The organism is Nocardia sp. NPDC051900 (assembly GCF_044452545.1).
GTDB classification, from domain to species: domain Bacteria; phylum Actinomycetota; class Actinomycetes; order Mycobacteriales; family Mycobacteriaceae; genus Nocardia; species Nocardia sichangensis.
This window is the reverse complement of sequence record NZ_JBITBU010000019.1, coordinates 14380-38504: the sequence shown is the minus strand read 5'-3', so window position 1 is coordinate 38504 and position 24125 is coordinate 14380. Positions and strand designations below refer to the sequence as shown.

The 24125-nt window shown below is 67.7% G+C and carries 22 protein-coding genes; 11 read left to right on the top strand and 11 right to left on the bottom strand.

Going from position 1 to position 24125, the window contains the following annotated elements; translation table 11 throughout:
* Positions 1 to 87: 87 nt before the first annotated feature.
* From ACIA5H_RS28250 to ACIA5H_RS28230, 5 genes are all read right to left on the bottom strand, one after another.
* The gene (locus tag ACIA5H_RS28250; RefSeq protein WP_397078461.1) at positions 88 to 891 is read right to left on the bottom strand and encodes an SDR family oxidoreductase; all 804 of its coding nucleotides are present in this window, start codon (positions 889 to 891) and stop codon (positions 88 to 90) included.
* A complete protein-coding gene (locus ACIA5H_RS28245) occupies positions 888 to 1508 on the bottom strand; it encodes a TetR/AcrR family transcriptional regulator (protein ID WP_397078459.1) in 621 nt (206 codons plus the stop codon). Before ACIA5H_RS28245 ends, ACIA5H_RS28250 begins: the two co-directional genes overlap by 4 nt.
* Positions 1509 to 1609: 101 nt before the next feature.
* Positions 1610 to 2794: a cytochrome P450 gene (locus ACIA5H_RS28240; RefSeq protein ID WP_397078457.1), complete on the bottom strand. Its 1185-nt coding sequence runs from the start codon at positions 2792 to 2794 to the stop codon at positions 1610 to 1612.
* Positions 2795 to 3328: 534 nt separating this feature from the next.
* Entirely contained in the window at positions 3329 to 4066 is a 738-nt protein-coding gene (locus tag ACIA5H_RS28235) for a GNAT family N-acetyltransferase (RefSeq protein ID WP_379252657.1), read from the bottom strand.
* A 118-nt stretch (positions 4067 to 4184) separates the two neighbouring features.
* Positions 4185 to 5642 (bottom strand): MFS transporter, encoded by a 1458-nt coding sequence (locus ACIA5H_RS28230; RefSeq protein ID WP_397078455.1) that lies wholly within the window; start codon positions 5640 to 5642, stop codon positions 4185 to 4187.
* 207 nt (positions 5643 to 5849) lie between these two features.
* Here ACIA5H_RS28230 and ACIA5H_RS28225 point away from each other — a divergent pair, with 207 nt between their 5' ends.
* The 3 genes from ACIA5H_RS28225 (at position 5850) to ACIA5H_RS28215 (ending at position 8272) form a co-directional block, all read left to right on the top strand.
* Positions 5850 to 6425 carry a TetR/AcrR family transcriptional regulator gene (locus ACIA5H_RS28225; RefSeq protein WP_379252659.1) on the top strand — a complete coding sequence of 192 codons (576 nt, stop codon included), beginning with the start codon at positions 5850 to 5852 and terminating at the stop codon, positions 6423 to 6425.
* Positions 6426 to 6499: 74 nt separating this feature from the next.
* Positions 6500 to 7288, top strand: a complete 789-nt coding sequence (locus ACIA5H_RS28220; RefSeq protein WP_379252660.1) for an oxidoreductase — start codon at positions 6500 to 6502, stop codon at positions 7286 to 7288.
* A 159-nt stretch (positions 7289 to 7447) separates the two neighbouring features.
* Positions 7448 to 8272, top strand: a complete 825-nt coding sequence (locus tag ACIA5H_RS28215; protein ID WP_397078452.1) for an MBL fold metallo-hydrolase — start codon at positions 7448 to 7450, stop codon at positions 8270 to 8272.
* A 77-nt stretch (positions 8273 to 8349) separates the two neighbouring features.
* On the opposite strand, the gene ACIA5H_RS28210 is transcribed toward ACIA5H_RS28215, so the two are convergent.
* The gene (locus ACIA5H_RS28210; RefSeq protein ID WP_379252662.1) at positions 8350 to 9381 is read right to left on the bottom strand and encodes an amidohydrolase family protein; all 1032 of its coding nucleotides are present in this window, start codon (positions 9379 to 9381) and stop codon (positions 8350 to 8352) included.
* 174 nt (positions 9382 to 9555) lie between these two features.
* Between ACIA5H_RS28210 and ACIA5H_RS28205 the strand changes: the two genes are divergently transcribed.
* The 4 genes from ACIA5H_RS28205 (at position 9556) to ACIA5H_RS28190 (ending at position 14429) form a co-directional block, all read left to right on the top strand.
* Entirely contained in the window at positions 9556 to 10419 is an 864-nt protein-coding gene (locus tag ACIA5H_RS28205; protein ID WP_397078450.1) for an alpha/beta hydrolase, read from the top strand.
* The gene (locus ACIA5H_RS28200) at positions 10419 to 11447 is read left to right on the top strand and encodes a VOC family protein (RefSeq protein ID WP_397078448.1); all 1029 of its coding nucleotides are present in this window, start codon (positions 10419 to 10421) and stop codon (positions 11445 to 11447) included. The genes ACIA5H_RS28205 and ACIA5H_RS28200 overlap by 1 nt, the downstream gene beginning before the upstream one ends.
* Positions 11444 to 13162: a bifunctional 3-(3-hydroxy-phenyl)propionate/3-hydroxycinnamic acid hydroxylase gene (locus tag ACIA5H_RS28195; protein ID WP_397078446.1), complete on the top strand. Its 1719-nt coding sequence runs from the start codon at positions 11444 to 11446 to the stop codon at positions 13160 to 13162. Before ACIA5H_RS28200 ends, ACIA5H_RS28195 begins: the two co-directional genes overlap by 4 nt.
* Positions 13163 to 13523: 361 nt before the next feature.
* Complete coding sequence (locus tag ACIA5H_RS28190; protein WP_397078444.1) at positions 13524 to 14429, top strand: class I SAM-dependent methyltransferase; 906 nt, start codon at positions 13524 to 13526, stop codon at positions 14427 to 14429.
* A 33-nt stretch (positions 14430 to 14462) separates the two neighbouring features.
* Here the strand turns inward: ACIA5H_RS28190 and ACIA5H_RS28185 are convergent, their stop codons facing one another.
* Positions 14463 to 15710 (bottom strand): alkane 1-monooxygenase, encoded by a 1248-nt coding sequence (locus tag ACIA5H_RS28185; protein ID WP_379252667.1) that lies wholly within the window; start codon positions 15708 to 15710, stop codon positions 14463 to 14465.
* A 737-nt stretch (positions 15711 to 16447) separates the two neighbouring features.
* Entirely contained in the window at positions 16448 to 17770 is a 1323-nt protein-coding gene (locus tag ACIA5H_RS28180; RefSeq protein WP_379252668.1) for a lipase family protein, read from the bottom strand.
* Between the two features lie 169 nt (positions 17771 to 17939).
* Here ACIA5H_RS28180 and ACIA5H_RS28175 point away from each other — a divergent pair, with 169 nt between their 5' ends.
* The 3 genes from ACIA5H_RS28175 (at position 17940) to ACIA5H_RS28165 (ending at position 19638) form a co-directional block, all read left to right on the top strand.
* Positions 17940 to 18479, top strand: a complete 540-nt coding sequence (locus ACIA5H_RS28175) for a TetR/AcrR family transcriptional regulator (protein WP_397078441.1) — start codon at positions 17940 to 17942, stop codon at positions 18477 to 18479.
* A 101-nt stretch (positions 18480 to 18580) separates the two neighbouring features.
* Positions 18581 to 19237 (top strand): SRPBCC family protein, encoded by a 657-nt coding sequence (locus ACIA5H_RS28170; protein ID WP_397078439.1) that lies wholly within the window; start codon positions 18581 to 18583, stop codon positions 19235 to 19237.
* Complete coding sequence (locus ACIA5H_RS28165; RefSeq protein WP_355076628.1) at positions 19237 to 19638, top strand: metalloregulator ArsR/SmtB family transcription factor; 402 nt, start codon at positions 19237 to 19239, stop codon at positions 19636 to 19638. Before ACIA5H_RS28170 ends, ACIA5H_RS28165 begins: the two co-directional genes overlap by 1 nt.
* A gap of 28 nt (positions 19639 to 19666) precedes the next feature.
* Here ACIA5H_RS28165 and ACIA5H_RS28160 read toward each other — a convergent pair whose 3' ends face one another.
* Positions 19667 to 20926, bottom strand: coding sequence for a KasA/KasB family beta-ketoacyl-ACP synthase (locus tag ACIA5H_RS28160; protein ID WP_379252673.1), 1260 nt, complete (start codon positions 20924 to 20926; stop codon positions 19667 to 19669).
* Between the two features lie 106 nt (positions 20927 to 21032).
* Here ACIA5H_RS28160 and ACIA5H_RS28155 point away from each other — a divergent pair, with 106 nt between their 5' ends.
* Complete coding sequence (locus ACIA5H_RS28155; RefSeq protein WP_355076625.1) at positions 21033 to 22001, top strand: helix-turn-helix domain-containing protein; 969 nt, start codon at positions 21033 to 21035, stop codon at positions 21999 to 22001.
* Here the strand turns inward: ACIA5H_RS28155 and ACIA5H_RS28150 are convergent.
* A complete protein-coding gene (locus tag ACIA5H_RS28150) occupies positions 21998 to 22696 on the bottom strand; it encodes an HAD family hydrolase (protein WP_379252675.1) in 699 nt (232 codons plus the stop codon). The two genes, ACIA5H_RS28155 and ACIA5H_RS28150, sit on opposite strands and share 4 nt — an antisense overlap.
* Positions 22693 to 23964, bottom strand: coding sequence for a cation:proton antiporter (locus ACIA5H_RS28145; RefSeq protein ID WP_397078435.1), 1272 nt, complete (start codon positions 23962 to 23964; stop codon positions 22693 to 22695). The genes ACIA5H_RS28150 and ACIA5H_RS28145 overlap by 4 nt, the downstream gene beginning before the upstream one ends.
* Positions 23965 to 24125: the final 161 nt, after the last annotated feature.

Sequence of the window (24125 nt, the reverse complement as noted above, 5' to 3'; positions counted from 1 at the left end):
GGCTGGAGGGGTGCTAATCGGCTGGTCAGAGGGGGTTGAAGTGTTGGGCTGGCCGGGGTGGATCGCCGGTGGGGGAGGGGTGGGCGGTCAGCGGTAGTCGTCCACATGGTCTACGGCCCATTGGGCGAAGGTGCGGGCGGGTATGCCGGTGACCGACTCGGAAGTGGGGCCGACCGGGCTCGGTTCCGAGCCGGCCTTCGCCCACATGTCGAGGACGGGGCGGTAGTAGACGTCGGCTGCTTCCTCATAGGTCAGTTCGATCAGTCGGACCGGCTCGCCCAGGGCGGCGGCGATGGCGGCGACCTGCTGGTGGTGTGACAGGGATTCGGGGCCGGTGAGCGGGTAGGTCTTGCCCGCGTGGGAGGGGTCGTCGAGCGCCGCGATGGCCGCGTCGGCGATATCGGCCTCGTGGATGGGGGTCAGGTGCAGGTCGGGGAAGGGGACGCGGACGACGCGCTCGGCCTGGATGGTGGGAAACCAAGTGCGGGCGTTGGCGGCGAAGGCTCCCGGCCGCAGGACGGTCAGCGGCAGGCCGGATGCGCGCAGCGGGTTCTCGACCGCGAGATGCCTTGCGCCGATGGGATTCTGGTCGTTCTCGGCCGCGATGGACGACAGCAGCACGACGTGGGCGACACCGGCGGCCTCGGCGGCGTCGATGAAGTTGCCGATGCCTTCCGCGGCGGCGTAGCAGAAGACCTTGTCCACACCCGCGAGCGCGGCGGTGACCGATTCCGGGTCGGTCAGGTCGAGTCCGACGAGTTCGATATCGTCCGGCACGGTGGTCTCGGCGGGGCGAGAGCTGGCCGCGCGCACCGGTTTTCCGGCCGCGCGCAGCTGGTCGACGACGGTCCGGCCGACGAGACCGCGAACGCCGGTGACGAGGTAGGTCATGAAATATCTCCTTCGGAGCGGGAATCGGTGAGATGGGCGAGAATGCGGCGCAACTGTTCGCCGTAGCGCTGCTCGAATTCGGCGGTCTGGGCCTCCACGCCGAACAGTTCGCGAACCTGGACCGGCAGCAGCAGTGGGGCGATGACCATCCCCATCACCGCGAGCTGGAACGCGGCCGGGTCGAGGTCGGCGGCGACCTCGCCGCGCTCTTGCCGGCGCGTGGTCTCGGCGATGTCGGTCTCGGAGATCGGGTGCGTACCGGAAGGCGCGGCATCGGACAATCCCCGCCACATGAGCAAGCGGATGCCGCGGGGGTCGCGCAGACCGTCGCGGAGATAGTTCGTGACCACCTCCGCCAACGGCAGCGCCGGATCGCTGAAGGCGGCCTCGCGCTCCAGCCAGTTCTGCTGGAGCGCCCGGTAGAGACCTTCCTTGCCGCCGAAGTAGTAGGTGATCAACTGCTTGTTGACACCGGCCCGCTGGGCGATGTCACCCACCCGTGCACCGGCGTAGCCCTTGGCGGCGAACTCCTCCAAAGCGGCCTCCAGCAGGCAGCGTTTGGTGCGTTCGGCGTCGCGGACGCGGTGAGCGGGATCAGGTGTGCGGTGTGTCGCCACATACCCAGATTAGGTCATTATTTTACAAATGGCTAATTGTTTTAGACGCTCGGTGGATAGTCGAGGTGCGTTGCCTCGCACCGCGACCCGCCCCGTCGCTGTCAACCGAACGCCAGGGGTGGAGACGCCGGAAAGGTCACCGGAACGGCCGCCGGTGCGCGGTGGAAGGAGCTCGGCAGCCACTCCAGCTGGTCGGCGGGCACCGACAGCCGGATCTCTGGAAGGGCGTCCAGCAGTTGGTCGAGCGCTTCCTGGACGATGACCATGGCGACCGACTGGGCGGGACAGGTGTGTGGCCCGGCGCCCCAGGCCAGGTGTGACCGGTTGCCCTGGCGCTCGCCTGCCACCGCCGCGGGATCGTTGTTGCACGCCGCCAAACCGATCAACACCGGTTGGTGCTGGGGCAGCCACACATTCCCGACGATCTGCGGCTGGTTCGGGTATCGCACGCAGGAATTCGCAGTGGGAGGATCGGTGAACAGCACCTCGTCGATGGCGTCCCGGGTGGACAGCGCTCCGCCGAGCAGTTCGCCGCCGAATCGTTCATCGGTCATCAGCAACAGCACGGTGACCGCGATGAGGTTCCACGTCGGTTCTGCGCCCGTGGTGTACAACGAGGCCATCTGCTGCACGAGTTCGGTTTCGCTCAACCGAGCCGGATGCTGTACCAGCCAGGACGCCACATCCGCCGCGGGCGCCGCGCGTTTGGCCGAGATCACCTCGAGCATCGCCGCGGCGAGCGTTCGATGGCTCGCCTCCGCCGAGGCCTCGTCGGCGGCGTCGCGCAGGCTCATCATCGCCGTGTAGGCGTTCTGCCGGACCTCCGGCGGGAATCCCAATACCTCTTCCAGCACCCTGACGGTGAGCGGGATCGCGTACTGGCTGAGCAGATCCGCCGAACCGGCCGCGCAGAAACCGTTGATCAGCGACAGCGCGGTGCGTTCCACGGTGTCGCGCAGCGTGTGCAGGTCGATGCGATCGAGGCTGCCGGTGACGGCGTTCCGGTAGCGAGCATGCTCCTCTCCCGCCGTCCGCGACGCGTCCGGCCGCCAGCGCATCGCCCACGGCAGCGGACATCCTTCCGGCACGTTCTGTTCCCATTCGCTGGGATCGGCCGAGAAATGCACGGCGTCGGTGAGCACGTCCAATGCCGTGCGGTAATCGATGATCAATGTCGCGGGCACCTCCGGCGCTACTTCGACCGGGACGAGCGGGCCGTGATCGCTGCGCATCCGCCGGTATGCGGCGTGCGGGTCGGCCGCGAACTCGTTCGAATACAGCTTCACCCGCGCGCACCGTGGCGATCGAAGGGCAGCGCAAGAGACGAGGGATCAGTCAAGACAGGCTCCTGGAAAGGAAATGCACGATCGAGAGCGGAATCCGCACGACTTCTCTGGCGTACGCGAATCCGGCCCTGCGCGGAATAGCCGGGTCGGCTACCGAAGGAAAGCGTGTGCGAGAGACCGACGACACGCAGTGGGTGAAAATAGTCGCAGGCCTGCCGACCGGATCGTGAATCCTGGCGATCCGTGTACCCGGTGCCACCTCGACACTTCTGAGCTCCCCTGCTTACGCCGCCGGCATTCGGCGCCACGGCCGAACCCGGCCGTCATACCGACCGGTCTGCCAAAAGTGTTCGACCGCAGCGTAATTCGACTAACGAGGGGAGCATACCCAGGTCTGTCGCCCTTCGCAGCGCGAGCAATTCGAGACAGTCATGCCCCGCGAGACATTCGCATCCGCGAGGTTCTGCCCGGGCATGAATATTTGTAAACGCATCTCTAACAAAGCGTGAACTGATCACCCCCCGACGTGGTGCGTCAAACCATGACACTCGTGGGCGACGACTGCGCAGGGGCCTGCACGACAGTCAATTTCGAACGTTTGCGCAGCGTGAATCCCAGCGTCTCGTACAAATGGATCGCCGACGTATTGCCGGCGGAAGCGTGCAGAAACGGTGTCTCACCCCGCGCGCGGATGCCCGCGCCGACCGCGCGGACCAGGCGCGTGGCGAAGCCGCGGCCACGGAATCCGCCGTCGGTGCACACGGCGCTGATCTCGGTCCAGCCCGGCGGGTGCATGCGCTCTCCGGCCATCGCCACCAGCGTGCCGTCGACCCGCAGCCCCAGATACGTGCCCATCTCGATGGTGCGCGGAGCGAATGGGCCGGGTTGGGTGCGAGCGATCAGCTCGAGGATCTCGGGCACGTCCGCCGCGGTCAGCGGTTCCAGTTCCGGGTCGTGGGCGACGCGCAGGGCGGTGCCGTCCATCTGCACCGAGTCCATTTGGTTCAGGACCGTCCAGCCCTCGGGCGGCACGTGGCCGTAGCCGCGCAACGCGGTGCTGCCACCCGGCCCGAGAAGTGTGGCCAGGTCGGCCCAGTCTCGTTCGTCCAGCACCGGCGGGTGGCCGACGAACCTGGCGACCTCCGGGTCGTAGCGGCCGATCCGGCCCACCCAGCCGGCGAACCGGCGGTGTTCGCCACGCAGCGACGCCCGCACCGGGTCGTCGAGCGGGTGTAGCGAGGTATCGACGTCGACAATCGAATCAGTGGTCACCGCGCACTCCTCCACAACAGCGTCCGACGAGAGAACGTTAGCGAGGCGCACGATCACCCGACACGGGTTGCGCTCACCGCGATTCCGACGCATCGACCCGCGTGGAGGCTCGGGCGGGTCATCGCGCGTGTGTCGAAACCATCGACGTCTGCTGCGTATTCGCGCCGGTGCGGAAGTCGGGTGCGAACGCCGCCACTGTCGCCAGGGCCGAGGCCGCGAAGCACAGCAGCACCGCCCAGCCCAGTGACGCCGACGACGCGGCTCCACCGAATGCCAGTAGTACGCCGGTGGTGAGGGCGATGCAGAACGTGGCCGACAGTCGCTGCGTCAACTGCAGGAAGGACGCGGCCACCCCGTGCAACGACGAGGGTGAGAACGCCAACGTCACCGCCCGCAGCGGCGGCTCCACCACACCGCTGGTGAGACCGCAGGCGACTTGGATCGCGGCCAGCACGAGGAACAGAGTCCACCCGTCCAGGAACAGTGTCGTGGCGGCGGTCGCCGCCATGCAGGCGGTTTGGACGACGAGCCCGTAGGCGACGACCACGGACCCGTGGACCGCGAAAAGCCGTTGCCCCCAACGCGCCGCGAAGATCCGGGCCAGCGCGGAGGGAATCAGTGCCAGCGCGACCACCAGCGCGGGGATCTTGTGGACCTGGAGGAAGTACACCGTCTTCACCGTGGTGAACGCGAGCATCGATCCGAACCACAGCAGCGCCACCACATTTCCCGTGACGTAGCCCCGGGAGCGCATCAAGGGCGGCGCGAACAGCGGCAGACGGCCGCGGCGGGCGTATGCACGCTCCCAGAGGGCCAGTCCGATGACGAGAAGGCCGCTCGCGACGACGATGGCGGCGACCGCTGGCGCGGGGAGACCCGGATCGATGACGGGGATCGTGACGATGACGACGAGCAGCCCGAGCGCCGCGATCCCTGGAAGGTCCAGATCGGTCGAGCGGCGCCCACGGACGTCGCGAGGGAGCCCGCGGAGGCCGAGCGCGACCGTCGCGAGCGTGAACGGCACGGGCAGCACCAGTACGGCGCGCCAGCCCAGATCCGGCGGCAGCATCCAGAGTGCCGTTCCGGCGAGGACCGGCCCGGCGATCGCGGCCAGCGCGCCCGCGGTGGTGTACGCCGCGAGAGCGCGCAGGCGGGCGGCTCCGGTGAAGACGTCCTGGATGACGCCGAGTACCTGCGCGCTGATCACCCCCGCGCCGAAACCCTGCACCAACCGGCCCGCGATCAGCGGCCACGCGCCGGGGGCGAACGCGGAGAGGACGGCGCCCACGAGGAACAGCCCGAGTCCGGCGACGAACAGGTTGCGGCGGCCGTACGCGTCGCCGAGCCGCCCGGCGGGGGCGAGCCCGAGGCCGAAGGTCAGCGAGTACGACGCCAGATACCACTGCACGTCCGAGTTCGCCAGACCGAGCGTCGACCGCACGTCCGGCGCCGTGAAAGCGACCGCGGCCGAGTCGAGCAGCGTCGCGAAGCCCGCCCCCAGGCAGCACCAGAGAGCGGCAGCCCGATCGCGGATGACCGGTGGGCGGGTGACCGAGGATTGCGGTGAGTGACTCAACTCGGCGCCAGTCCCGCACCGCCGTCCGGCCTGATCCGGCCGCCGGTGGTCGTCGCATGCATGCCGGAAGTATCGAGCCGCGACGAATCGATCGGAAGCTTTAGGATCGCCCCGATCTCATGGCCGATGGCCCGGCATGCGCGCCGGAGAGGCGCCGAATCACACGCTTTCTTGACCTGCCGGTCGAAAACTATTACGGTTCGGATCATGGGCAGGCCGCGCAACTTCGATCCGGACACGGTGGTGGAGCGGGCCATGGAGGCGTTCTGGACCCATGGGTACGCCAACACCTCGCCCGCGCAGCTGGCCGAGGCCACCGGGGTCGGCAAGGGGAGTCTCTACCACGCTTTCGGTAGCAAACGCGCGTTGTTCGACCAGGCTTTGAATCGCTACGACCGGCTCGGTGCCGAGCTGGCCGCCGAGATCCTGTCCCGCCCGGGTTCCACTCGCGACTGTCTGGCCACGTTCCTGTGCGGTCTGGTGGATTCCGACCTGGCCCAGCCGGTTCGGCGCGGCTGCTTGGCGGTGAACACCGCCATGGAACTGGGCGGACACGACCCGGAGATCACCCGCGCGGTCCGCGCCATGCAGGACCGCGTGATCGGAGCGTTGGAGGCTCGCATCGATCAGGGGCGGCGCGACGGTGACGTGCGCGCCGAGGCCGACCCTCGGGCGGCGGCCGAATTCTTGATGAACACCATCGTCGGCCTGCGAGTGATGGCCAAGACCTACGATGCGCCCACGTTGCATCGCGTCATCGATACCGCTCTGACCAGCCTTTGAATTCCGATGCCCGACCGTCGGCCCGCTTGCTGCCCACATTATTGACCTGTAATTCAAGAAAGAAAGGTTCCCTCATGGATCTCGAACTGTCCGGCAAGACCGCCGTCGTCACCGGCGCCAGTCGCGGCATCGGCCTCGCGGTGGCGGAGGCATTGACCGCCGAAGGTGTCCGGGTGGTCGGCGCCGCGCGCACCATCACCCCCGAGCTCGAAAAGGCCAGTGTCGCGGCCGTTCCCGTCGACCTCTCCACTTCCGAGGGGGCGACTCGGTTGATCGATGCCGCCCTCGAAGAACTGGGCGGCGTCGATATCGTGATCAACAACGTCGGCGCGGTGAACGCCGCGCGCTTGGAGTTGGGCGGATTCCTCGAGGTCGAGGACGCGCAGTGGCGCGAGCTGTTCGACCTGAATCTGTTCAGCGCGATCTGGGTCACCCGTGCGGCCCTGCCCAGCCTGCTGGAACGGCGCGGCTCGATCGTCACCATCTCATCGATCAACAAGCATCTGCCCGCCGCGGGCCCGGTCGGTTACAGCGAGGCCAAGGCCGCGTTGACCGCGCTCACCAAGCGGCTCAGCGAGGAGTTCGGGCCGCGCGGAGTGCGGGTCAACACCGTCTCTCCCGGCGTGGTCGGCACGCCGCTGTGGCGTGGACCCGACGGCGTCGGCGCCAAGTTCGCTGCCGCGCAGGGGCTTTCGCAGGAGGAACTGCTCGCGGCCGTGCCCGAGCAGTTCGGCATCGCCTCCGGCCGGATCAGCGAGCCGGAGGAGGTCGCCGCTCTCGTCGCCTTCCTCGCGTCACCGAAAGCCGCGAATATCGTCGGTGCGGACTACGTCATCGACGGAGGCACCTTGAAGATCGCCTGACGAGGTCCGCGGCGGGAGTGCTCTCGTGCTCCCGCCGCATGGTCTCCCGGGTCGAATGCGTTCGCGCACTTGGTATCACGAGCTCCGCCGGTATCTATCGCGTCCGGAAGCGTCAGCGTGTAGCGTGGCTGGCCGGACGGCGCGGATAGGAGCGGACTGGTGCGTGTCCATCATCTGGATGCAGGGGGAACTCGTCCCTTCGGAGGCCGTTTGTTCGACGGCCGGCCGGGGTTTCGGCGTACGGCCGCCGGAGCTTGCCACTGTTTGTTGATCGAGCACTCCGCTGGATTGGTCCTGGTCGACACAGGTTACGGCGAGCAGGCGCTGTCGCGGCCGGATGTCTGGGTGGGGCGTCAACTCATCCGGCAATCGAATCCGGTTCTCGACCAGCCGATCGCACGGCAGATCGAGGCGCTGGACTTTTCCCGCGACGACGTCCGCGACGTCATCGTCACGCACCTCGATCTCGATCACGCCGGTGGCCTCGCCGATTTCCCGCAGGCCACCGTGCATGTGCACCGGGCGGAACTCGATGCCGTCGCGGGCCCCTTCGGCAGGCGCGAGAAGTTGCGGTATCGGCCGGTGCAATTCGAGCACGGACCCGAGTGGTCGGTGTACGACGAAACCGACAGCGACGCGGAGCGCTGGTTCGGGTTCCAGGCGGTGCGTGAACTGCGGGGGCTGCCGCCGGAAATCCTCATGGTTCCGCTGGCCGGACACACGCGCGGTCATGTCGGCGTCGCTGTCGACACCGGAAACGGCTGGCTGTTGCACGCCGGTGACGCATATACCTATCACGGGCAGATGCGTGCGAAGCCGTCGATGCCGTTGGGCGCGCGAATCTTCCAGTGGTACGTGGACACTCGGCGACAGTCCCGCATCAAGAATCAGCAGCGGCTACGGGAACTCGTCCACGACAACGGCGACGCGGTGACGGTCTTCTCCGCTCACTGTGCGACGGAGTTCGAACGACTTCGCGGTTGACACCCGACGCCCGGAGCGGCACGCGCCTATGATCCGACACCGAAGGATCGGTGCGACGGCCGGCGCCGAAGCCGGGTTCAGCGCCGGGCGATCGCCCGCGCCACGCTGCGAAAGAGTTTGCGCCGAAGGCTCGTCCGTGCCCTGGCGAGCAGCGGTGGCTCCGGCGCCGGTGCGGTCGCGCCGAAGCGGGGGAAGAGCGCGATGGCATTGTCGCGCTGAATGTTTCGTCGCGTGCTGTCGTCACATCCGGGAAAAGTGTCGAGCCCGGCGTTGAAATAGTGGACCGCGGGTTCGGGCGCGAAGGGCCAGTCGCTGCCGTAGAGCACGTGCCCGGGTTCGGCGAACGCGAGCAGGGACGGCAGTGCCGCCGCGCTCGCCGACAACGCGGTATCGAAATAGAACCCGGCGAAGTCGTCCAGGATGTCCAGCGGGCTGCGCCCGGTGTCGTTGAAGATGGCCAGTGCCATGCGGTGTGCGGCGTAGGGGACGAACCCGCCTGCGTGGGCGAGGACGAAGCGGATGTTGGGATACCGCCGCCGAATGCCATTGCGTACGAGCAGGTATGCCGCGCGGGTGGTGTCGAGCAGGAAATCCGCGGCGAATGGCGCGACGCCCGGCACGGCGGGCGCGGGCAGGTCCGCCGGGTGGACGAACGCGACGGCCGATCGCCGGTCCAGCACCCGGAAGAGGTCGTCCTGCCCGTCCTCGCCGAGATAGGTCCCCGCCGCGTTGCCGAGCAGCACGACGCCGTCGGCGCGCAGGTCGTCGAGGGCGCGTCGAGCCTCGTCGGCGGCCGCGGCGACGTCGGGCATGGCGAGGGTGGCGAAGAACCCGAACCGGCCGGGTTCGGCCTGTGCCAGCGCGGCGGTGTAGTCGTTGACCGAGCGGGCGAGTGCGGCCGCCTGTGCCGGGTCGGCCAGGAAGGTGGTGCCGGGCGTCGACACCGACAGCACCGCCGAAGCGATCCCGGCCCGCGTCATCGACGCACGCGCCGCCTCGGGACTCCACTCGGGCAGTGCACGCCCGCCCGGGGCGGTCACACCGTGCGCCCGCAGCGCTTGGGCATAGTCCGGCGGGATCACGTGCTGATGCACGTCGATGCGATTCATGGGGTTCCAGCAGTCCTTTCTCCGGGCCCACCGGGCTCGAAGAGGTCCGGACCCTCACTCTGGCGCACTCCAGGGGCGTTGCGCAAGCAATTCTGATGATTTCATCATTTTTGCTTGACAGACTATTTCTACATAACTGATGATTACATCAGATCGACGATCTGGGAGGTAGTGATGACAATCGGCAGTGCCGCCGAGACCGGGCGGATGATCCGGGTCGGCAATCGAGACATCTTCTACAGCGAAGCAGGCGCGGGTGCCGCCGTGGTGCTCTTGCACGGGGGCGGACCTGGAGCCAGCGGCAGGTCGAACTACTCCCGCAACATCGAGGCGCTGGCCCGGCGTTTCCGGGTGATCGTTCCGGACATGCCCGGCTACGGGCGCTCGACCAAGCGGATCGACCAGTCCGATCCGTTCGGCGACTTGGCCGCGGCGGTCGGTGGGTTGCTCGACGCCCTCGATATCGACTCCGCACACCTGATCGGCAACTCCTATGGGGGAGCGGCGGCGTTGCGGTTGGCCATGGACCGACCCGAGAAGGTGCGGAAGCTGATCCTCATGGGCCCCGGTGGGGTGGGCACCACGCGCGCGTTGCCGACCAAAGGCTTGCAGTCACTGCTGTCCTATTACGGCGGTGACGGCCCGAGCCGGGCCAAGCTGGCCGAGTTCATCCGCGAGTATCTGGTTCACGATGCCAGCGGTGTCACCGAGGAGATCATCGACGACCGTTATCGGGCCAGTCTCGATCCCGACGTGCTCGCCGATCCGCCCTTGCGGCGTCCCTCGGGACCGTCGGCATTGCGAACGCTGTGGCGGATGGACTTCACCCGCGACGCCCGGTTGTCGGGCGTGCGCAATCCGACGCTGGTGATCTGGGGCGCCGAGGACAAGGTGAACCGGCCCGGCGGTGGGCGCATGCTCGCCGAGCGGATGCCCAACTGCGATCTTTACCTGGCGGCGGAGACCGGCCACTGGGTGCAGTGGGAGCGCGCGGAGCTGTTCAACGCGCTGGCCGTCGCGTTCCTGGGAGCGGCGTGATGAGCGAGCGCACGGGCCGGGCAACCGGTGGGTCGGTGTTCGGCGCGGTGCATCTGGGCTATGTCGTCGTGCATTCGCGGCGACTGGCCGACTGGCGTCGGTTCGGCGGATTGGCCATCGGGATGCACGTCGACGAACTGGACACCGACGTGTTGCGCTTCCGTCTGGACGACCACGCCTGCCGCTTCCTCATCCGGCACGGCACGGCAGAGGACGTCACCGCGCTGGGCTGGCAGGTGGACGACCACGAGACCTTCGACCGCATCCTTGCCCGGGTCAGCGACCGCGGCGTGCCGATCGAGGAATGCACCGCCGAGCAGGCGGCCGCGCGCGGCGTGCAGCGCCTGTGGCGCTTCCCCGGCCCCAAGGGCATCGCCACCGAAATCTTCACAACGCCGGTGACCAGTCCGGAACCCTTGCGGATGCTCAGTTCCGGCTGGGTCACCGGGGAGGCGGGGATGGGCCACGTGGCGATCGTCTCCCGTGAGCCGGAGTCGATGCGCGGCTACTACGACACGGTGTTCGACGCGCGGTTGACGGACTACATCGACGAGAACATCTCCGGCTTGACGATGAAGATCCGGTTCTTGCGAGTGAACGAGCGTCACCATTCGATCGCGATCGCGAACCTGCGCGGGATGAAGATCGATCCGCTGCGGACCCGGGTGCAGCACATCAATATCCAGTCCGCGAGCCTGGAGGACATGCTGGCCGCGTTCGGCCGGGTCACCGACCTGGGTTTCCGGATGGCGTGGTCGGTCGGCCAGCACACCAACGATCGCGAACTGTCGTTCTATTGCGTGACGCCGTCCGGTTTCGAGCTGGAGGTCGGCTGGAATCCGGTGGTGATCGGCCCGGAACTGGAATCGACCTGGGAACCGAGCACCTATCAGGGCATCAGCATCTGGGGCCACACCACGGTGGGGGAGACGGTGCTGGACAAGTTCGCCCAGTTCCGGCAAGCCCTGCGGACCCTCAGGACTCCGGAACCCACTGTCGCCGAACTGACGGGAGGACTGTCGCGATGAGCGAGTTCGATGTCGATGTGGTGGTGGTCGGCCTCGGCCCGACCGGTTTGACCCTGGCCAACCTGCTGGGACGGCGAGGGGTGCGAGTGCTGGTGCTGGAACGGGAGCCGGAGTACTACGGGATGGCCCGCGCGGTGTATACCGATGACGAAGGCATGCGGGTCTTCCAGACCGCCGGGGCCGCGGACGAATTGGCGGCGGACATGAACGTCGATTCGACCGTGCAGTGGGTGCGCGGGGACGGCTCGGTGCTGGCGCAGTTCCATCAGACCGACCGGCCGCTGGGCTGGCCCGTGGTCAACTTCCTGTACCAGCCGTATCTGGAGAACACGCTCGAACGGGCACTCGACCGCTATCCGCACGTCACGGTGCGGCGCGGTCGCGAGGCGGTCGACTTCGACCAGGATGCCGACGGGGTGCACGTCGAGCACGCCGAATGCCGGGGTACGGGCTACGGCAAGCGCCCGGCGGACACCGATCCGCGCACGGCCGAACGGGTGCGGGCGAAGTTCCTGGTCGGCTGCGACGGCGGGCGGAGCGTGGTGCGCACCAAGCTCGGTATCGAGATGTCCGGCACCAGTTTTCCGGAACGGTGGCTGGTCGTCGATCTGAGAGCCCGTGAGGGTGTCGATGCGTTCCGGCATCTGCCGTATTTCAACTTCGTGTGCGACCCGGAACTGCCGATCGTGTCCTGCCCGCAGCCGGACCGGCATCACCGGTTCGAGTTCATGCTGTCGGAATCCCAGACCAAAGCGGAGATGGAGGACCCGGAGACCGTACGCCGCTACATCGCACGCTTCATCGACCCGGACGAAGTGGAGGTACTGCGCAAACTCGTCTACACCTTCAACGCGGTTGTCGCCGATCGCTGGCGCGACGGACGGATCCTCGTCGCGGGCGACGCCGCGCACATGACCCCGCAGTTCATCGGCCAAGGCATGAATTCCGGAGTGCGCGATGCGGACAACCTGTCCTGGAAGCTGACCGCGATCATCGAACACGGTGCGGCGCTGGACATCCTGGACAGCTACGAGTCCGAGCGGAGGCCGCACGCGAAGGCGATGATCGATCTGTCGGTGTTGAACAAGCAGATCGTCTCGCTCGACAACAGGCTGCTCGCGGCGGCCAGGGACATCGGGCTCACCACCGCGCTGCGGGTGCCGGGGCTCGGCGGCTGGATCCGCGGCGCGAAAATGAAACCGCGGCCGCGCTTCCGTCGCGGCGCCTATCTCGGTCTGCCCCGGCGCGTGCTGCGTGGTATCGAGGGAACCCTTGCCCCGCAACCGGACATCCGCGACTACAACGGACGTCACCGGCGCTTGGACGAGGCGCTGGGCATCGGATTCGCGGTCCTGGGCTACGGCACCGATCCGCGCCGGGCCCTCGGGCCGGAGGAATTAACATTCCTGCGTGGTCTCGACGCCGCCTTCGTCACCGTGTATCCGCTCGGTGGACGCCCGCAGGGCAAACCGGGCGACGGCCGCGACGACGTCACCGACATCGAAGACCACACCGGCACTCTGACCAGCTGGTTCGGCAAGGCCGGACTGCGCCCCGGCGGCGTCCTCGTGCTGCGCCCCGACCGATTCGTCTTCGGCGCCGCCGCGGCCGGGCACGGCGCGTCATTGGTCACCGAACTCGCACGGCAACTGGGCATCTTTCCGATGTCGCGAGCGGAACAGCCCGACACTTGCGCGCAGTACGAGCAGGCCTGACAACCTCGCGCGGCACGTTCACAGCTGCGGCCGGGGTGGCAGCGGCCCGGACGCACCGGCATCCGCATCGGGCTGCCGGTCGAAGCCCGCGCGCTGCCTTGCCGCCCGATCCGGCCCCAGGGAGTCGGGCGAGCCGCGAGTGGCCTCGAGTTTGCCGAGATGGACCGTTCTAGGACGTGTTCTGGTGGAGCGAGGTAGCGTGAAGAGGTGTCGGCCGAGGCCGGCCACGGCGAAACAGCGTGGTCGTCCCCGTCGGCAGCGCGTGGTCGGTGCGTTCACATCGTGGTCCGTACCCGGCCGGAAGCCGCCCGGCGGCTTCCGCTGAACAAGCAGTGCCGGTTCGTGCGAAAGATCCGCCATCATGAGTGTTCACGCCCCCCTTTACCACGAGGTGCTCTCCCGCGAGGAGTTGCCGGACGAGTTCTTCGGGCTCTTCCTCGACCCGACCCGCACCTACAGCTGTGCTTTCTGGTCCCATCCTGACGACACCCTGGAAAAAGCCCAGACGGCGAAGATCGACCTGGCCTTGGCCAAGTGCGATCTGCAGCCGGGAATGGCCCTGCTGGACGTCGGTTGTGGCTGGGGCTCCACCATGCTGCGCGCCATGGACACCTACGGGGTGAACACGATCGGGCTGACCCGCAGCCGTAACCAGTACCGATACGTGCGGGACATGCTCGTCGACCGGCTGATCCGGGGCCGTCCGTACGGTGGGGTGCGCGTGCAGGGCTGGGAGGACTTCGACCGGCGCGCCGACCGGATCGTCTGCATCGGAGCGCTGGAACACCTGCCGGTGGACCGCTACGGAGAGTTCTTCGATTTCGCCTACCGGATCATGCCCTCCGACGGGGTGCTGCTGTTGCAGACCGTGGTCAGCTACAGCCGCGAACATCTGCGGGCACACGGTACCCAGATCACCAGCGACGACTTCGCGTTCTTGCGATTTCTGCGCGAGACCATCTTCCCCGGCGGCGAGCTTCCGCTGCCGACCGGTCATCATCCCAAAGGGGTCACCGAATACGCCGAGGACGCCGGATTCACCGTCGCCGACATCCAGGCACTGGGACCGCACTACACCACGACACTGGACTGCTGGGCCGACGCCCTCCACGAGAACCGGGACCGGGCTGTCGAGCTCGCCGGGCGGGACACCTATAACGCCTATATGCGGTATCTGACCGGTTCCGCCGAGTACTTCCGCCGCGGGCATACCGACGTCATGCAGTTCACCTGTCTCAAACCCGACGCTCGGCGCCTGCCGCACTGAATCCGTACCCTCGCCTGCCGGACGGCGGCCGCATCAGCGATTCGCCTCCGTGGGGAACAGGTCGTCGTCGCCGGTCGACGGGCTCATGCCGTGCGTGCCGGGGTCCGCGGCCCATCGCACGTCATCGCGCGGGTACCGGATGGGCAGCGGTAGCCTGCGTCTGCGGAGCTTGAGGTTGATGAGCGTCATGTCGCCGTTGTAGTGGGCGAGGACGCGGGGGTCCATGACCGCACGCCACAACGGGGGGATCGCGGCGAGCACGACCATGGTGGCGTAGCCGGCGGGCAGTTGCGGCGCCACGTCGCAGCTGCGCAGGGTCTGATAGCGGCGGCCGGGGTTGGCGTGGTGGTCGCTGTGGCGCTGGAGGTGGAACAGGAAGATGTTGGTGACCAGGCGGTCGCTGTTCCAGCTGTCGCGCGGCGAGCAGCGAGCGTAACGCCCGTCGGGTCGGCGGGTACGCAGCAGTCCGTAGTGTTCGACGTAGTTGACGGTTTCCAGCAGGCCCGCGCCGATGAGCGCCTGGATGGCGAGGTACGGCGTGATAACGGGGCCGAAGGTCACGATCAGGCCGCCGAACAGCACCGCGCTCATCGCCCAGGCCTGCAACAAATGGTTACCGGGACTGAACCAACGTTTGCCGTTACGGGCCAGGCGCGTGCGTTCCAGCGCCAGTGCCGACCGGAACCCGCCCATCATCGTGCGCGGCAGGAACTGCCACAGCGATTCGCCGAAGCGGGCGCTGGCCGGGTCCTCGGGCGTGGCGACGCGAACGTGGTGGCCGCGGTTGTGCTCGACGAAGAAATGTCCGTACCCGGACTGCGCGAGCGCGATCTTGGCCAGCCACCGTTCGAGATGTTCGGCGCGGTGGCCGAGTTCGTGGGCGGCGTTGATACCGATACCCGAAACGAAGCCGAGAGTGACCGCCAAGCCGAGCTTGTCGGCGAGGCTCAGCTCATGGCTGGCCCACATATAGCCGGCGATGAGCAGGCCGATGAATTGCATCGGCAGGAACAGAAAGGTGCACCAACGGTAATAACGATCGTTGGACAGCGCTTCGTAGTCTTCGTCGCGCGGGTTGCTTCCGTCGTCGCCGATGAACCAGTCCAGCAACGGGATCACCACCAGCACGATGATCGGGCCGATCCACCAGAACAGTTCCAGTCCGGTGTGTGCCACCAACGTGGAAGGCAGCAGTGCGCAACCCGGGGCGATCAAGCCGAGAATCCAGAGGTACCGCTTGGGGTCGCGGGCTCGCGTGTGCTCGAAGATCGTCATAGTCATCTCGCCGATCCGTGAGGACGACACTCAACCGACAGTTCCGACTGCGGACAACACCTGAACCATGCGCGCCAATCCAGGATAACTGGAAGTTCGCCAGGTGGTGGTGAACCGTGGAAACCGCTGCCTGAGCGGGCAATCCTCATCATGCGCACACGGTCCGACCCCCGATCGGTGGGGAGGTTTTCGGGACCCGTCTCGCGTGTGTCGCCTGTTCGGTTCGGCGTGGCGTAGACGGGATCGGCAACGGTGTGCTTGTTCGCCGCTGTGACGTCGACTGTCTGGAAGCGCTGCGGATTTCGACAGCCGAGGTTCGACAGCCGGCCTTCGGACGGTCGAAGTTGCCGGATCCGACGCGGGTCGACTCGTGCCAGACGTCCGAGTGTCACCGTTGCGCACACCTGAGTGGCTCAGGTCGGCGGGGGTGAGCCAACTCCGACATCCGCACCTTTCCGTCCCGATTTCGACCCAGCTAGCGAAGATCAATAGCAAATTTTCTGCAAATCAATGCACCGGCTCCGGGGCGCCGGGAGACCGTGGGGTGAGGCTCCGCCTGCCGCGCGGACGCCTGTGCTCCTCCGGGCAGGCAGTCGGCCGCGGCTCGGTCGTGAAAACCGAACCGCGGCCGACCAAGGTGCACGAAGTTCGCGGCACTACGAGCAGAACTACTGTGCGCGGCGCGCCGCGCGAATCTCCGATTCAGATACTGACGGTATCCGAGTTGGTCGTGCTTTCGCAAATCAGGGCAGCGCTCCGCAGTTGGTCGGCGCGGGCTGGCCCGCGAGCCGTTCGGTCATCCAGTCCTGCGAGGCCCCCAGCGACGGGAAGAACGCCAGTACGTGGGTAACCCGCAACCCGGTGATGACGCTGGGTAGCTCGGCATTCGCATTCAGCTGGACGGGTGCGCCACCGCCGCACCATCCGGCGGCCAGTTCGCGCACGGGCACGTACGGCGCGCCCTCGTCGGCCTGGTTCGAGGCGATGAGGACGGGCACTCCCGGGGTCATCGTGCCGACCCGCTGGTCGTTGAACGCCGCCTTCAACACCGGCGACTGATCGATCACCGCCGTCAGTGGTTGCCCGCTGGTGGTCCACTGTGAGGTATTCGGGAACTGCTGGGCCAGTCCCAGCGGCACGGCGCACTTGTCCATCGACTCGCGCATGATCGCCTTACCGGTGTCGTTGAGTTCGGCGTCGAGCACCGGCCGGGTCTCGGGGTAATTGGCGGCGATGCCGTTGAGGATCCACGCGAAGGCGGGTCCGAGCGGGGCTCGTCCGTCGTTGAAGGCGATGAAGTACTCGTCATCTACCACCGGCCCGCCGACGTAGGCGCCCCGCACGTTCAGATCGGGGGCGTAGCTCGGCTGCAGTTCGGCCGCGCCCGCGGAGGCCATGCCGCCCTGGGAGTATCCGTACAGAATGACCGGCGATCCGGGATTCAGGCTGGTGCCCGGCAATTGCAGCGCCGCGCGCGCGGCGTCGAGGACCGCGTAGGCCTGAGATTTGCGGTTGAGGTAGTCGTGCACATCCGGTGTGCCCAGACCGTGGTAGTCGGTCACCATCACCGACATGCCGCGGGCCAGCAGCGTGTAGATCGCCAGTACGTCGTATTCGACGATCACGTCGAACGGGGGCTGGTATTGGATGAATTGCGCCAGCAATTTCGACGGCGCGCACTGATCGCCTTGCCCCTTGGTGCCGACCGCGTAGGAGATCAGCGGTCGTTCGCCCGGACCGGTCCACGGCTGGGACGGTTCCAGATAGGTTCCCGTCACCGCTGTGCGGGCACCGTGGGTATCGCTGCTGGTGTACATGATGCGCGTCGACGTCGCGGGGATCTGCCCTGGGACGCCGGGGACCGAGATCGCCAGCCGCGACCCTTCGGTGCGGATGATGGAGCCCGGTGCGCCCGCCGGTGCCGCAGGCGGGATGTAGAAATCGTCGCCGGCGACGGTTTCCGCGGCAGGTTCCGTCCATGCGTGTGGGGCGGCGACGGCCCCACCCCCGACCACGAGGAGGGTTCCCGTCAAAGCTGTGGCCAATCTGAGTATTCGGCTCCTCACGATGCGATCCTTCCTGCGATTGGGATACCCCTGGCATCTAGAATCGGATACTGAGAGTATCTGTAAGGGGTCGAAATTGTCCGGGAATAGCGATGAGTGTCGGCGGCTCGCGGGGGCGTGGCGTTCCCGTCCGACCCGGGCGCAGAGCCAGGCGCGGACGCGCGCTGTTTTGATCGCGACCGCCAAGCGGCTTTTTCTGGAGGACGGTTTTCAGGCCACGACACTGGACAAGGTCGCGAAAGCCGCCGGTTTCACCAAAGGGGCGGTGTATTCGAACTTCCGCACCAAGGACGAGTTATGTCTGGCGGTGCTCGACGAAATTCATGCTGAGCGGGCGACGGAGGTCGCCGAGATCATCGCCGCGCCGACGGCCGCGCAGCGACTGCTCCGGATGACGGAATGGGCCGAACGGGTGGTCGGCGAGCCCGACTGGACGCATCTCGAACTGGAGTTCAGCGTGCACGCTCGGCGCGACGAGCACCTGCGCGCCGAGTTGGCGACCCGGCTCGACAACATCGTGGGCATGGTCGGCGCCGCCTTGCGCGCGACGGACAATCTCGACACCCCGATGCCCCGGGCTGAAGCCGCCGTCGCCGTGCTGGCCCTCGGCGTCGGGCTGGGTCTGTTCCGGTCGATCGATCCCGGCATCCCGGTCGCGGGAATGATCTCCGCGCTGCGCGCGATCGCGGGGTTGTCTCCAGACGACTGATCGGGGCGGCGCGCGTCCGGTCTCGCGGGGTGGCGCCGCACCGGTCTTGCGGTCACGCCGCGCGCCGCTAATATAAGCCAAAACTTATCAAGGAGGTTGTCATGGCGTTGCTCACCGATCCCGCCGCTATCGCCGGGCTCGTGACCCGCGAGGTCCGCACCGGATCCCGCGACGGCGTACCCACCCGAATAGCTGTAGCCCGTCGGAACTACCCGACCGATCGAGCGGATCTCTGGGACGCGCTCACCGATGCCGAGCGGATTCCGCGCTGGTTCCTGCCGATCAGCGGTGATCTGCGGGTCGGCGGGCGCTATCAGCTCGAAGGCAACGCCAACGGCGTCGTCCAACAGTGCGACGCGCCGGAGCGGCTCGCCGTGACCTGGGAGATGGGACCGCAGATCTCCTGGCTCACCCTCGTGCTCACGCCGACCGCGGACGGCACCGAATTGGAGTTGCTGCACGAGGCGCCGGTCGCCCCCGAGTTCTGGGCGCAATACGGGCCGGGCGCGGTGGGCGTCGGCTGGGATCTCGCCCTCATGGGTCTCGGGTTGCACTTGTCGAGCGGAGATCCGGTGGACCCGGCCGAGGGGCTGGCCTTCCCGACCACACCCGAGGGCCTGACGTTCGTCCGGACGGCGGCACTCGGCTGGGCGGAGGCGGCCGTAAGTGACGGTGACGATCCAGACGCCGCGAACTCGGCGGCGCGGCGGACGATCGACTTCTATACGGTCGTCCCGGAGGACGGCGCCGAGTCCTGATGGATCGATCGCCGGCGAAGATCTTCGAGGCGCTCGGCGACCCCGTCCGCCGGTTTCTTCTCGAAATGGTGGCGGCCGAAGAGCAGCCCGCGGGCGCGCTGGTCGCCGCCGTGCAGCAGCGCACGCGGATCTCCCAGCCCGGCGTCTCCCAGCACCTCAAGGTGCTCCGCGACGCCGGGCTGGTACACGTCCGCGCCGAAGGCACACGACGGCTGTACGCCCTCGACCCCGCCGGTATCGAGGCCGCGCGGGCTTGGCTGACCGGGCTGGCGGACCCGATGCGCCATTTCGCTCAACCGCTCGACGCGCTCGCGACGGAGATCGCCCGTGGAAAACGCGCGCGTCGCGGGACCGGTCGAACCGGCGGCGAGGATTCCGGCAGGCGAACTCGCCACGCATGAGTGGCGGGCGCACCGGGCGTCGCCGCGGTCAGCAGCGGCCGAACACCACGGCCGCGTTGTGGCCGCCGAATCCGTACGAGTTGTTCAGCGCGTACTCGATGTTCTGGGTGCGCGCGCTGCCGTGCACGATGTCGAGATCGATCTCGGGATCCTGGTTGTCGAGGTTCAAGGTGGGCGGCACCACACCGTCGCGCACGCTGAGCACGGTCAAGGCGGCTTCGACCGCGCCCACCGCGCCTACGGAGTGCCCCAGCGCGGATTTGGGGGCGTAGACCGAGGGGTGGTCGCCCACGGCCGCCCGGATCCCCTTGGCCTCCGCCAGGTCGCCGAACGAGGTGGCCGTCGCATGGGCGTTGACGTGGTCGATGTCTTTGCCGCTCACGCCTGCCGTTTCCAGCGCGCGGCGCATCGCGCGAATGTTTCCCGCGCCCTCCGGGTGCGGGAGCACCATGTGGTAGCCGTCCGCGGTCAGGCCTGCCCCCATCAGGCGAGCCATGGGCTTCGCGCCTCGCGCCCGCGCGTGATCTTCGGACTCCAGCACGAACAGCGCTGCGGCTTCGCCGAAGACGAAACCGTCGCGGTCACGGTCGAACGGGCGCGACGCGCGCTCGGGCTCGTCGATCCGGGTGCTCAATGCCCGCATCATCGCGAATCCGGCCACCGCCAGCGGGTTGATACGGCCTTCCACACCGCCCGCCACGATCATGTCGGCTTCCCCCAGGATGATCGAGCGCCACGCGTGGACCAGCGCCTCGCATCCCGAAGCGCACGCCGAGACGGGTGTGATCACGCTGGCTCGCGCACCGAGCTCCAGCCCGACCACCGCGGCGGCGCCATTCGGCATGGCCATGGGCACCGCGAAAGGGGACACCTTGCGGTAGCCCGATTCCCGCATCAGGTCGTTGGACTCGATGATCGTGTCGGCGCCACCGAGACCGGTGCCGATGCAGACGCCGAGTCGATCGGGATCGACCTCCGGGCGGCCCGCGGTGTCCCAGATCCGTTTGCCCATGACATAGGCGACCTGCTGGACGTAGGACATGCGGCGCTTCTGGACGCGGCTGAGCTCTTCGGTCGGATCGAGCTTGAACTGGCCGCCGATGTCGACGGGCACCTGGAAACGCTCGAAGTCGGGGTCCTGCACCTTGGCGATCCCGGTCTCTCCGGCGAGCAGTCCCTTCCATGTCGCATCGGTGCCGGTGCCGACGGCGGTCGACATCTCGACAGCGGTCACGACGACGCTCCGGAACCCTCCGTTGCTGGTCGAGAAGTCCGTCAAATCGGACATCAAACCCCTTCTTTCGGCTTGTCGGCTCGCATACTCGAGCGAGGCTATGTGCGCGCCGGAAGACCGGGGTAGTAGCCCGAGTGCCGTTCACCGCTACGATCGGGCCATGCAACCGGATGGGGGAGAGCGTCGGGTCACGGTGGTCATTCCCGATGAAGTAGTGCTTCTGGACGCCGCGATCCCGATCGACGTGTTCGGATCCGACCCGAACTACCGGCTCGAGGTGTGCGCGGTCTCTCGGACGGCGGCGACCTCGGTTCCGGGGCTGTCGTGTGTGACGGTGGCCGGGCTGGAGGCGCTGCGTGACGCGGAGACGGTGGTGGTGCCCGGGTACGCGTCCTTCGCGACGCCGCCGCCGGAACCGGTGCTGCGAGCGCTACGCGCGGCCCACGGCCGCGGCGCGCGAATGCTGTCGATCTGTACCGGGGCTTTCGCGCTGGCCGCCGCGGGGTTGCTGTCGCACCGGCCTGCCACGACGCATTGGCGGGCCGCTCCGTTGCTCCAGAGCGAATACCCCGACGTCGAGGTGCACGCGGATCGGCTGTTCGTGGACGACGGCGATGTGCTGACCTCCGCCGGAGTGACCAGCGGTATCGATCTCTGCCTGCACGTGGTGCGCAAAGACATCGGCGCGGCGGCCGCCAACGAACGGGCTCGCGATCTGGTGGCGCCCCCGGTGCGCGAGGGCGGCCAAGCCCAGTACACCCGGCAGTTCGCCAAGCAGACCTCCTCCGGCGCGCTCGCCGAGACACGGGCGTGGATTCTGGCGAACCTCGACCGCAGGCACTCGCTCGAGGATCTCGCGAAGCGTTCGAATCTCTCACGCCGCAGCTTCATACGGCGATTCCGGCAAGAGACCGGAACCTCCACGCACGTTTGGATCACCAGCGCGCGCCTGAACCAGGCGCGGGAACTGCTCGAGACGACCGAACTCCCGATCGACCAGATCGGCTACCGCGTCGGCCTCGGGAACCCGGCGAACACCAGGGCTCTGTTCAAGCGCCATCTCGGTGTCAGCCCGGGGCAGTATCGGCACATGTTCACGATCGGCAACGGAAGGCAGCAGGGAAGCTAGCCGGGCAGCCGTTCCGCGGGATAGCCGTGCAGCCGCCGGTCGGTGTCGCCGACGATGACCGGGTGGCCGACCAGGTCGAACATCGCGATATCGGAGTGGTGATCGCCGAACGCCGCGCAGGACGACAGGTCCACGGCCGTTCGCTCGGCGTAGCGCAGCAGCGCCGCGGACTTGTCGGCTCCGACCATCGTCGCGGGCACCTCACCGGTGTATCTGCCGCCCGCGGTCTCCAGCGTCGTGCACAAGACCGACGTGGCGCCGACGGCTTCGGCGATCGGATGGAGTGCGGGGACGAACGAGCCGGACACCAGGACGATGCGAGTCCCGGCGCGGCGCAACTCGTCCAACCGGCGCCGCACCGCGATATTGAAGAACGCCGAATCCGCGGCACGGGACGCGAACCAGTCACGGCCGGTGCGCGACACCTCGGCGACTTCGCGGCCGGCCCAGTGCCGATAGAACCACCGATGGGATTCGCCGCGGCTCATCCCCGCCGCGCGCAGCGCGCGGAACTCCTCGAGCACGGCGTCGGCTTCCTCGCCTCGACCACGGCGTCGCGCGTCGAAGACGAACAAGGACAGGAAGGTGACACAACGGACCAACGTTTCGTCGACGTCGACGAAAGCCGCTGGGACGTGGCGGCCGTCGACCGCAGGCGCGCCGGCGGGATCGGGAGCCGCGTGCGGTTGGTTCACGAGGCCGCGGCCTCCGTCTGAACAGCGGAATCCGCGCGGCGCTCGGTCTTCCCCGTGCCCTGGGGCGCGCCGTCGTCGCGCAGGGTGTGCGGGACACCGAAAAGTTTCAGCAACGGCGCCGTCATCGCCGTGGTGATCAACGCCATCATGACCAGCAGCGAGTACAGCCGCTGGTCGATGACGCCGATCGTGAGCCCGACATTCAGGATCACCAGTTCCGTCAACCCCCGGGTGTTCATGAGCGCGGCCAGCGCGGCGGATTCCGTCCGGCCGGTCCGGCCGAACCGAGCCGCCGAGTAGGTACCGCCGAGTTTCCCCGCGAGCGCGGCGAACATGATCGCCGCGAACTCGGCGATACTGGTGCGATCCAGTCCGCCCAGGTCGACCTGGAGGCCGGCCACCACGAAGAACGCGGGCAGGAAGATGCTGCTCAGTAGTTGCGCGCCGCTGTCGACGGCCGTGCGCAGCCGCCGGGGGAAGACGACCCCGAACAGGAACGCGCCGAAGATCAGGTGCAACCCGATCCATTCGGTGGTCGCTCCCAGCAGAAGGGCGCCGGAGACGCCGACGAAGACCATGTTGGACGGGTTCTTCTCGGATCCGGCGCCCGCGATGCGGTCCAGGGCGGGGCGCACCGCCCACCACAACACCACGACCAGCGGAACGAACAACAGCAACCGCCAGTGGTGACCGAGGCCGGGCCGGGCGATGCCGATGACCACCGCCAGGACGCACCAGGCGAGGACGTCGTCCAATGCCGCGCAGGTCATTGCCGTCTGGCCCAGCCGGGTGCCGAGCAGCTTGCGGTCGTGCAGGATGCGGGCCAGCACCGGAAACGCCGTGACGGCCAGGGCGCAGCCGATGAAGAGCGCGAAGTTCAGCCGGTTGCCGCCGTCGTGCCGGGCCAGCGCCCACACCGCGACGGCGGAACCGAGCGCGAACGGTGTGAGGTAGGCCGACAGCGCGACCGCGGTGACCGATCGTCGCCGTCCCGCGACGGACCGCAGATCCATCTCGAGGCCCGCCGAGAACATGAAGATCATCACGCCGACGTTCGCGAATGCCGTGAGATACGAGCGAATATCGTGCGGGAAGACGGTCTCGGACAAGTGCGCCCCGAGCAACGTCGGGCCCGCGAGCACGCCTGCCACGATCTCGCCGATCACCGGAGGCTGGCCCAATCGCTCGGCCAGCCAACCCAGCACACGCGCCGCGGCCACGATCAGTACGAGATCCAACAACAAGAAGATCATTTGGTCGCTCGGCAACGCCTCGACTCCGTTCCGACATCGAGGGGAGGAGCGGATCCGATTCTCGCACGGGGTATTCCGTGACGCGTCGACCGCAGTGTGAATCCCCCGAAACATGGACTGCCTGCGCTCAGACGATATCGCACCGGCCCGACGAGCGAGAGTCGAGAGTGATCTAC

Bases quoted from the DNA above. Each gene is read 5' to 3' on its own strand.
- ACIA5H_RS28205 (WP_397078450.1), top strand. From the start codon at position 9,556: ATGACAATCGGCAGTGCCGCCGAGACCGGGCGGATGATCCGGGTCGGC.
- ACIA5H_RS28200 (WP_397078448.1), top strand. From the start codon at position 10,419: ATGAGCGAGCGCACGGGCCGGGCAACCGGTGGGTCGGTGTTCGGCGCG.
- ACIA5H_RS28165 (WP_355076628.1), top strand. From the start codon at position 19,237: ATGGATCGATCGCCGGCGAAGATCTTCGAGGCGCTCGGCGACCCCGTC.
- ACIA5H_RS28250 (WP_397078461.1), bottom strand. From the start codon at position 891: ATGACCTACCTCGTCACCGGCGTTCGCGGTCTCGTCGGCCGGACCGTC.
- ACIA5H_RS28210 (WP_379252662.1), bottom strand. From the start codon at position 9,381: ATGAATCGCATCGACGTGCATCAGCACGTGATCCCGCCGGACTATGCC.
- ACIA5H_RS28185 (WP_379252667.1), bottom strand. From the start codon at position 15,710: ATGACTATGACGATCTTCGAGCACACGCGAGCCCGCGACCCCAAGCGG.
- ACIA5H_RS28160 (WP_379252673.1), bottom strand. From the start codon at position 20,926: ATGTCCGATTTGACGGACTTCTCGACCAGCAACGGAGGGTTCCGGAGC.
- ACIA5H_RS28195 (WP_397078446.1), top strand. From the start codon at position 11,444: ATGAGCGAGTTCGATGTCGATGTGGTGGTGGTCGGCCTCGGCCCGACC.
- ACIA5H_RS28155 (WP_355076625.1), top strand. From the start codon at position 21,033: ATGCAACCGGATGGGGGAGAGCGTCGGGTCACGGTGGTCATTCCCGAT.
- ACIA5H_RS28170 (WP_397078439.1), top strand. From the start codon at position 18,581: ATGGCGTTGCTCACCGATCCCGCCGCTATCGCCGGGCTCGTGACCCGC.
- ACIA5H_RS28220 (WP_379252660.1), top strand. From the start codon at position 6,500: ATGGATCTCGAACTGTCCGGCAAGACCGCCGTCGTCACCGGCGCCAGT.
- ACIA5H_RS28225 (WP_379252659.1), top strand. From the start codon at position 5,850: ATGGGCAGGCCGCGCAACTTCGATCCGGACACGGTGGTGGAGCGGGCC.
- ACIA5H_RS28190 (WP_397078444.1), top strand. From the start codon at position 13,524: ATGAGTGTTCACGCCCCCCTTTACCACGAGGTGCTCTCCCGCGAGGAG.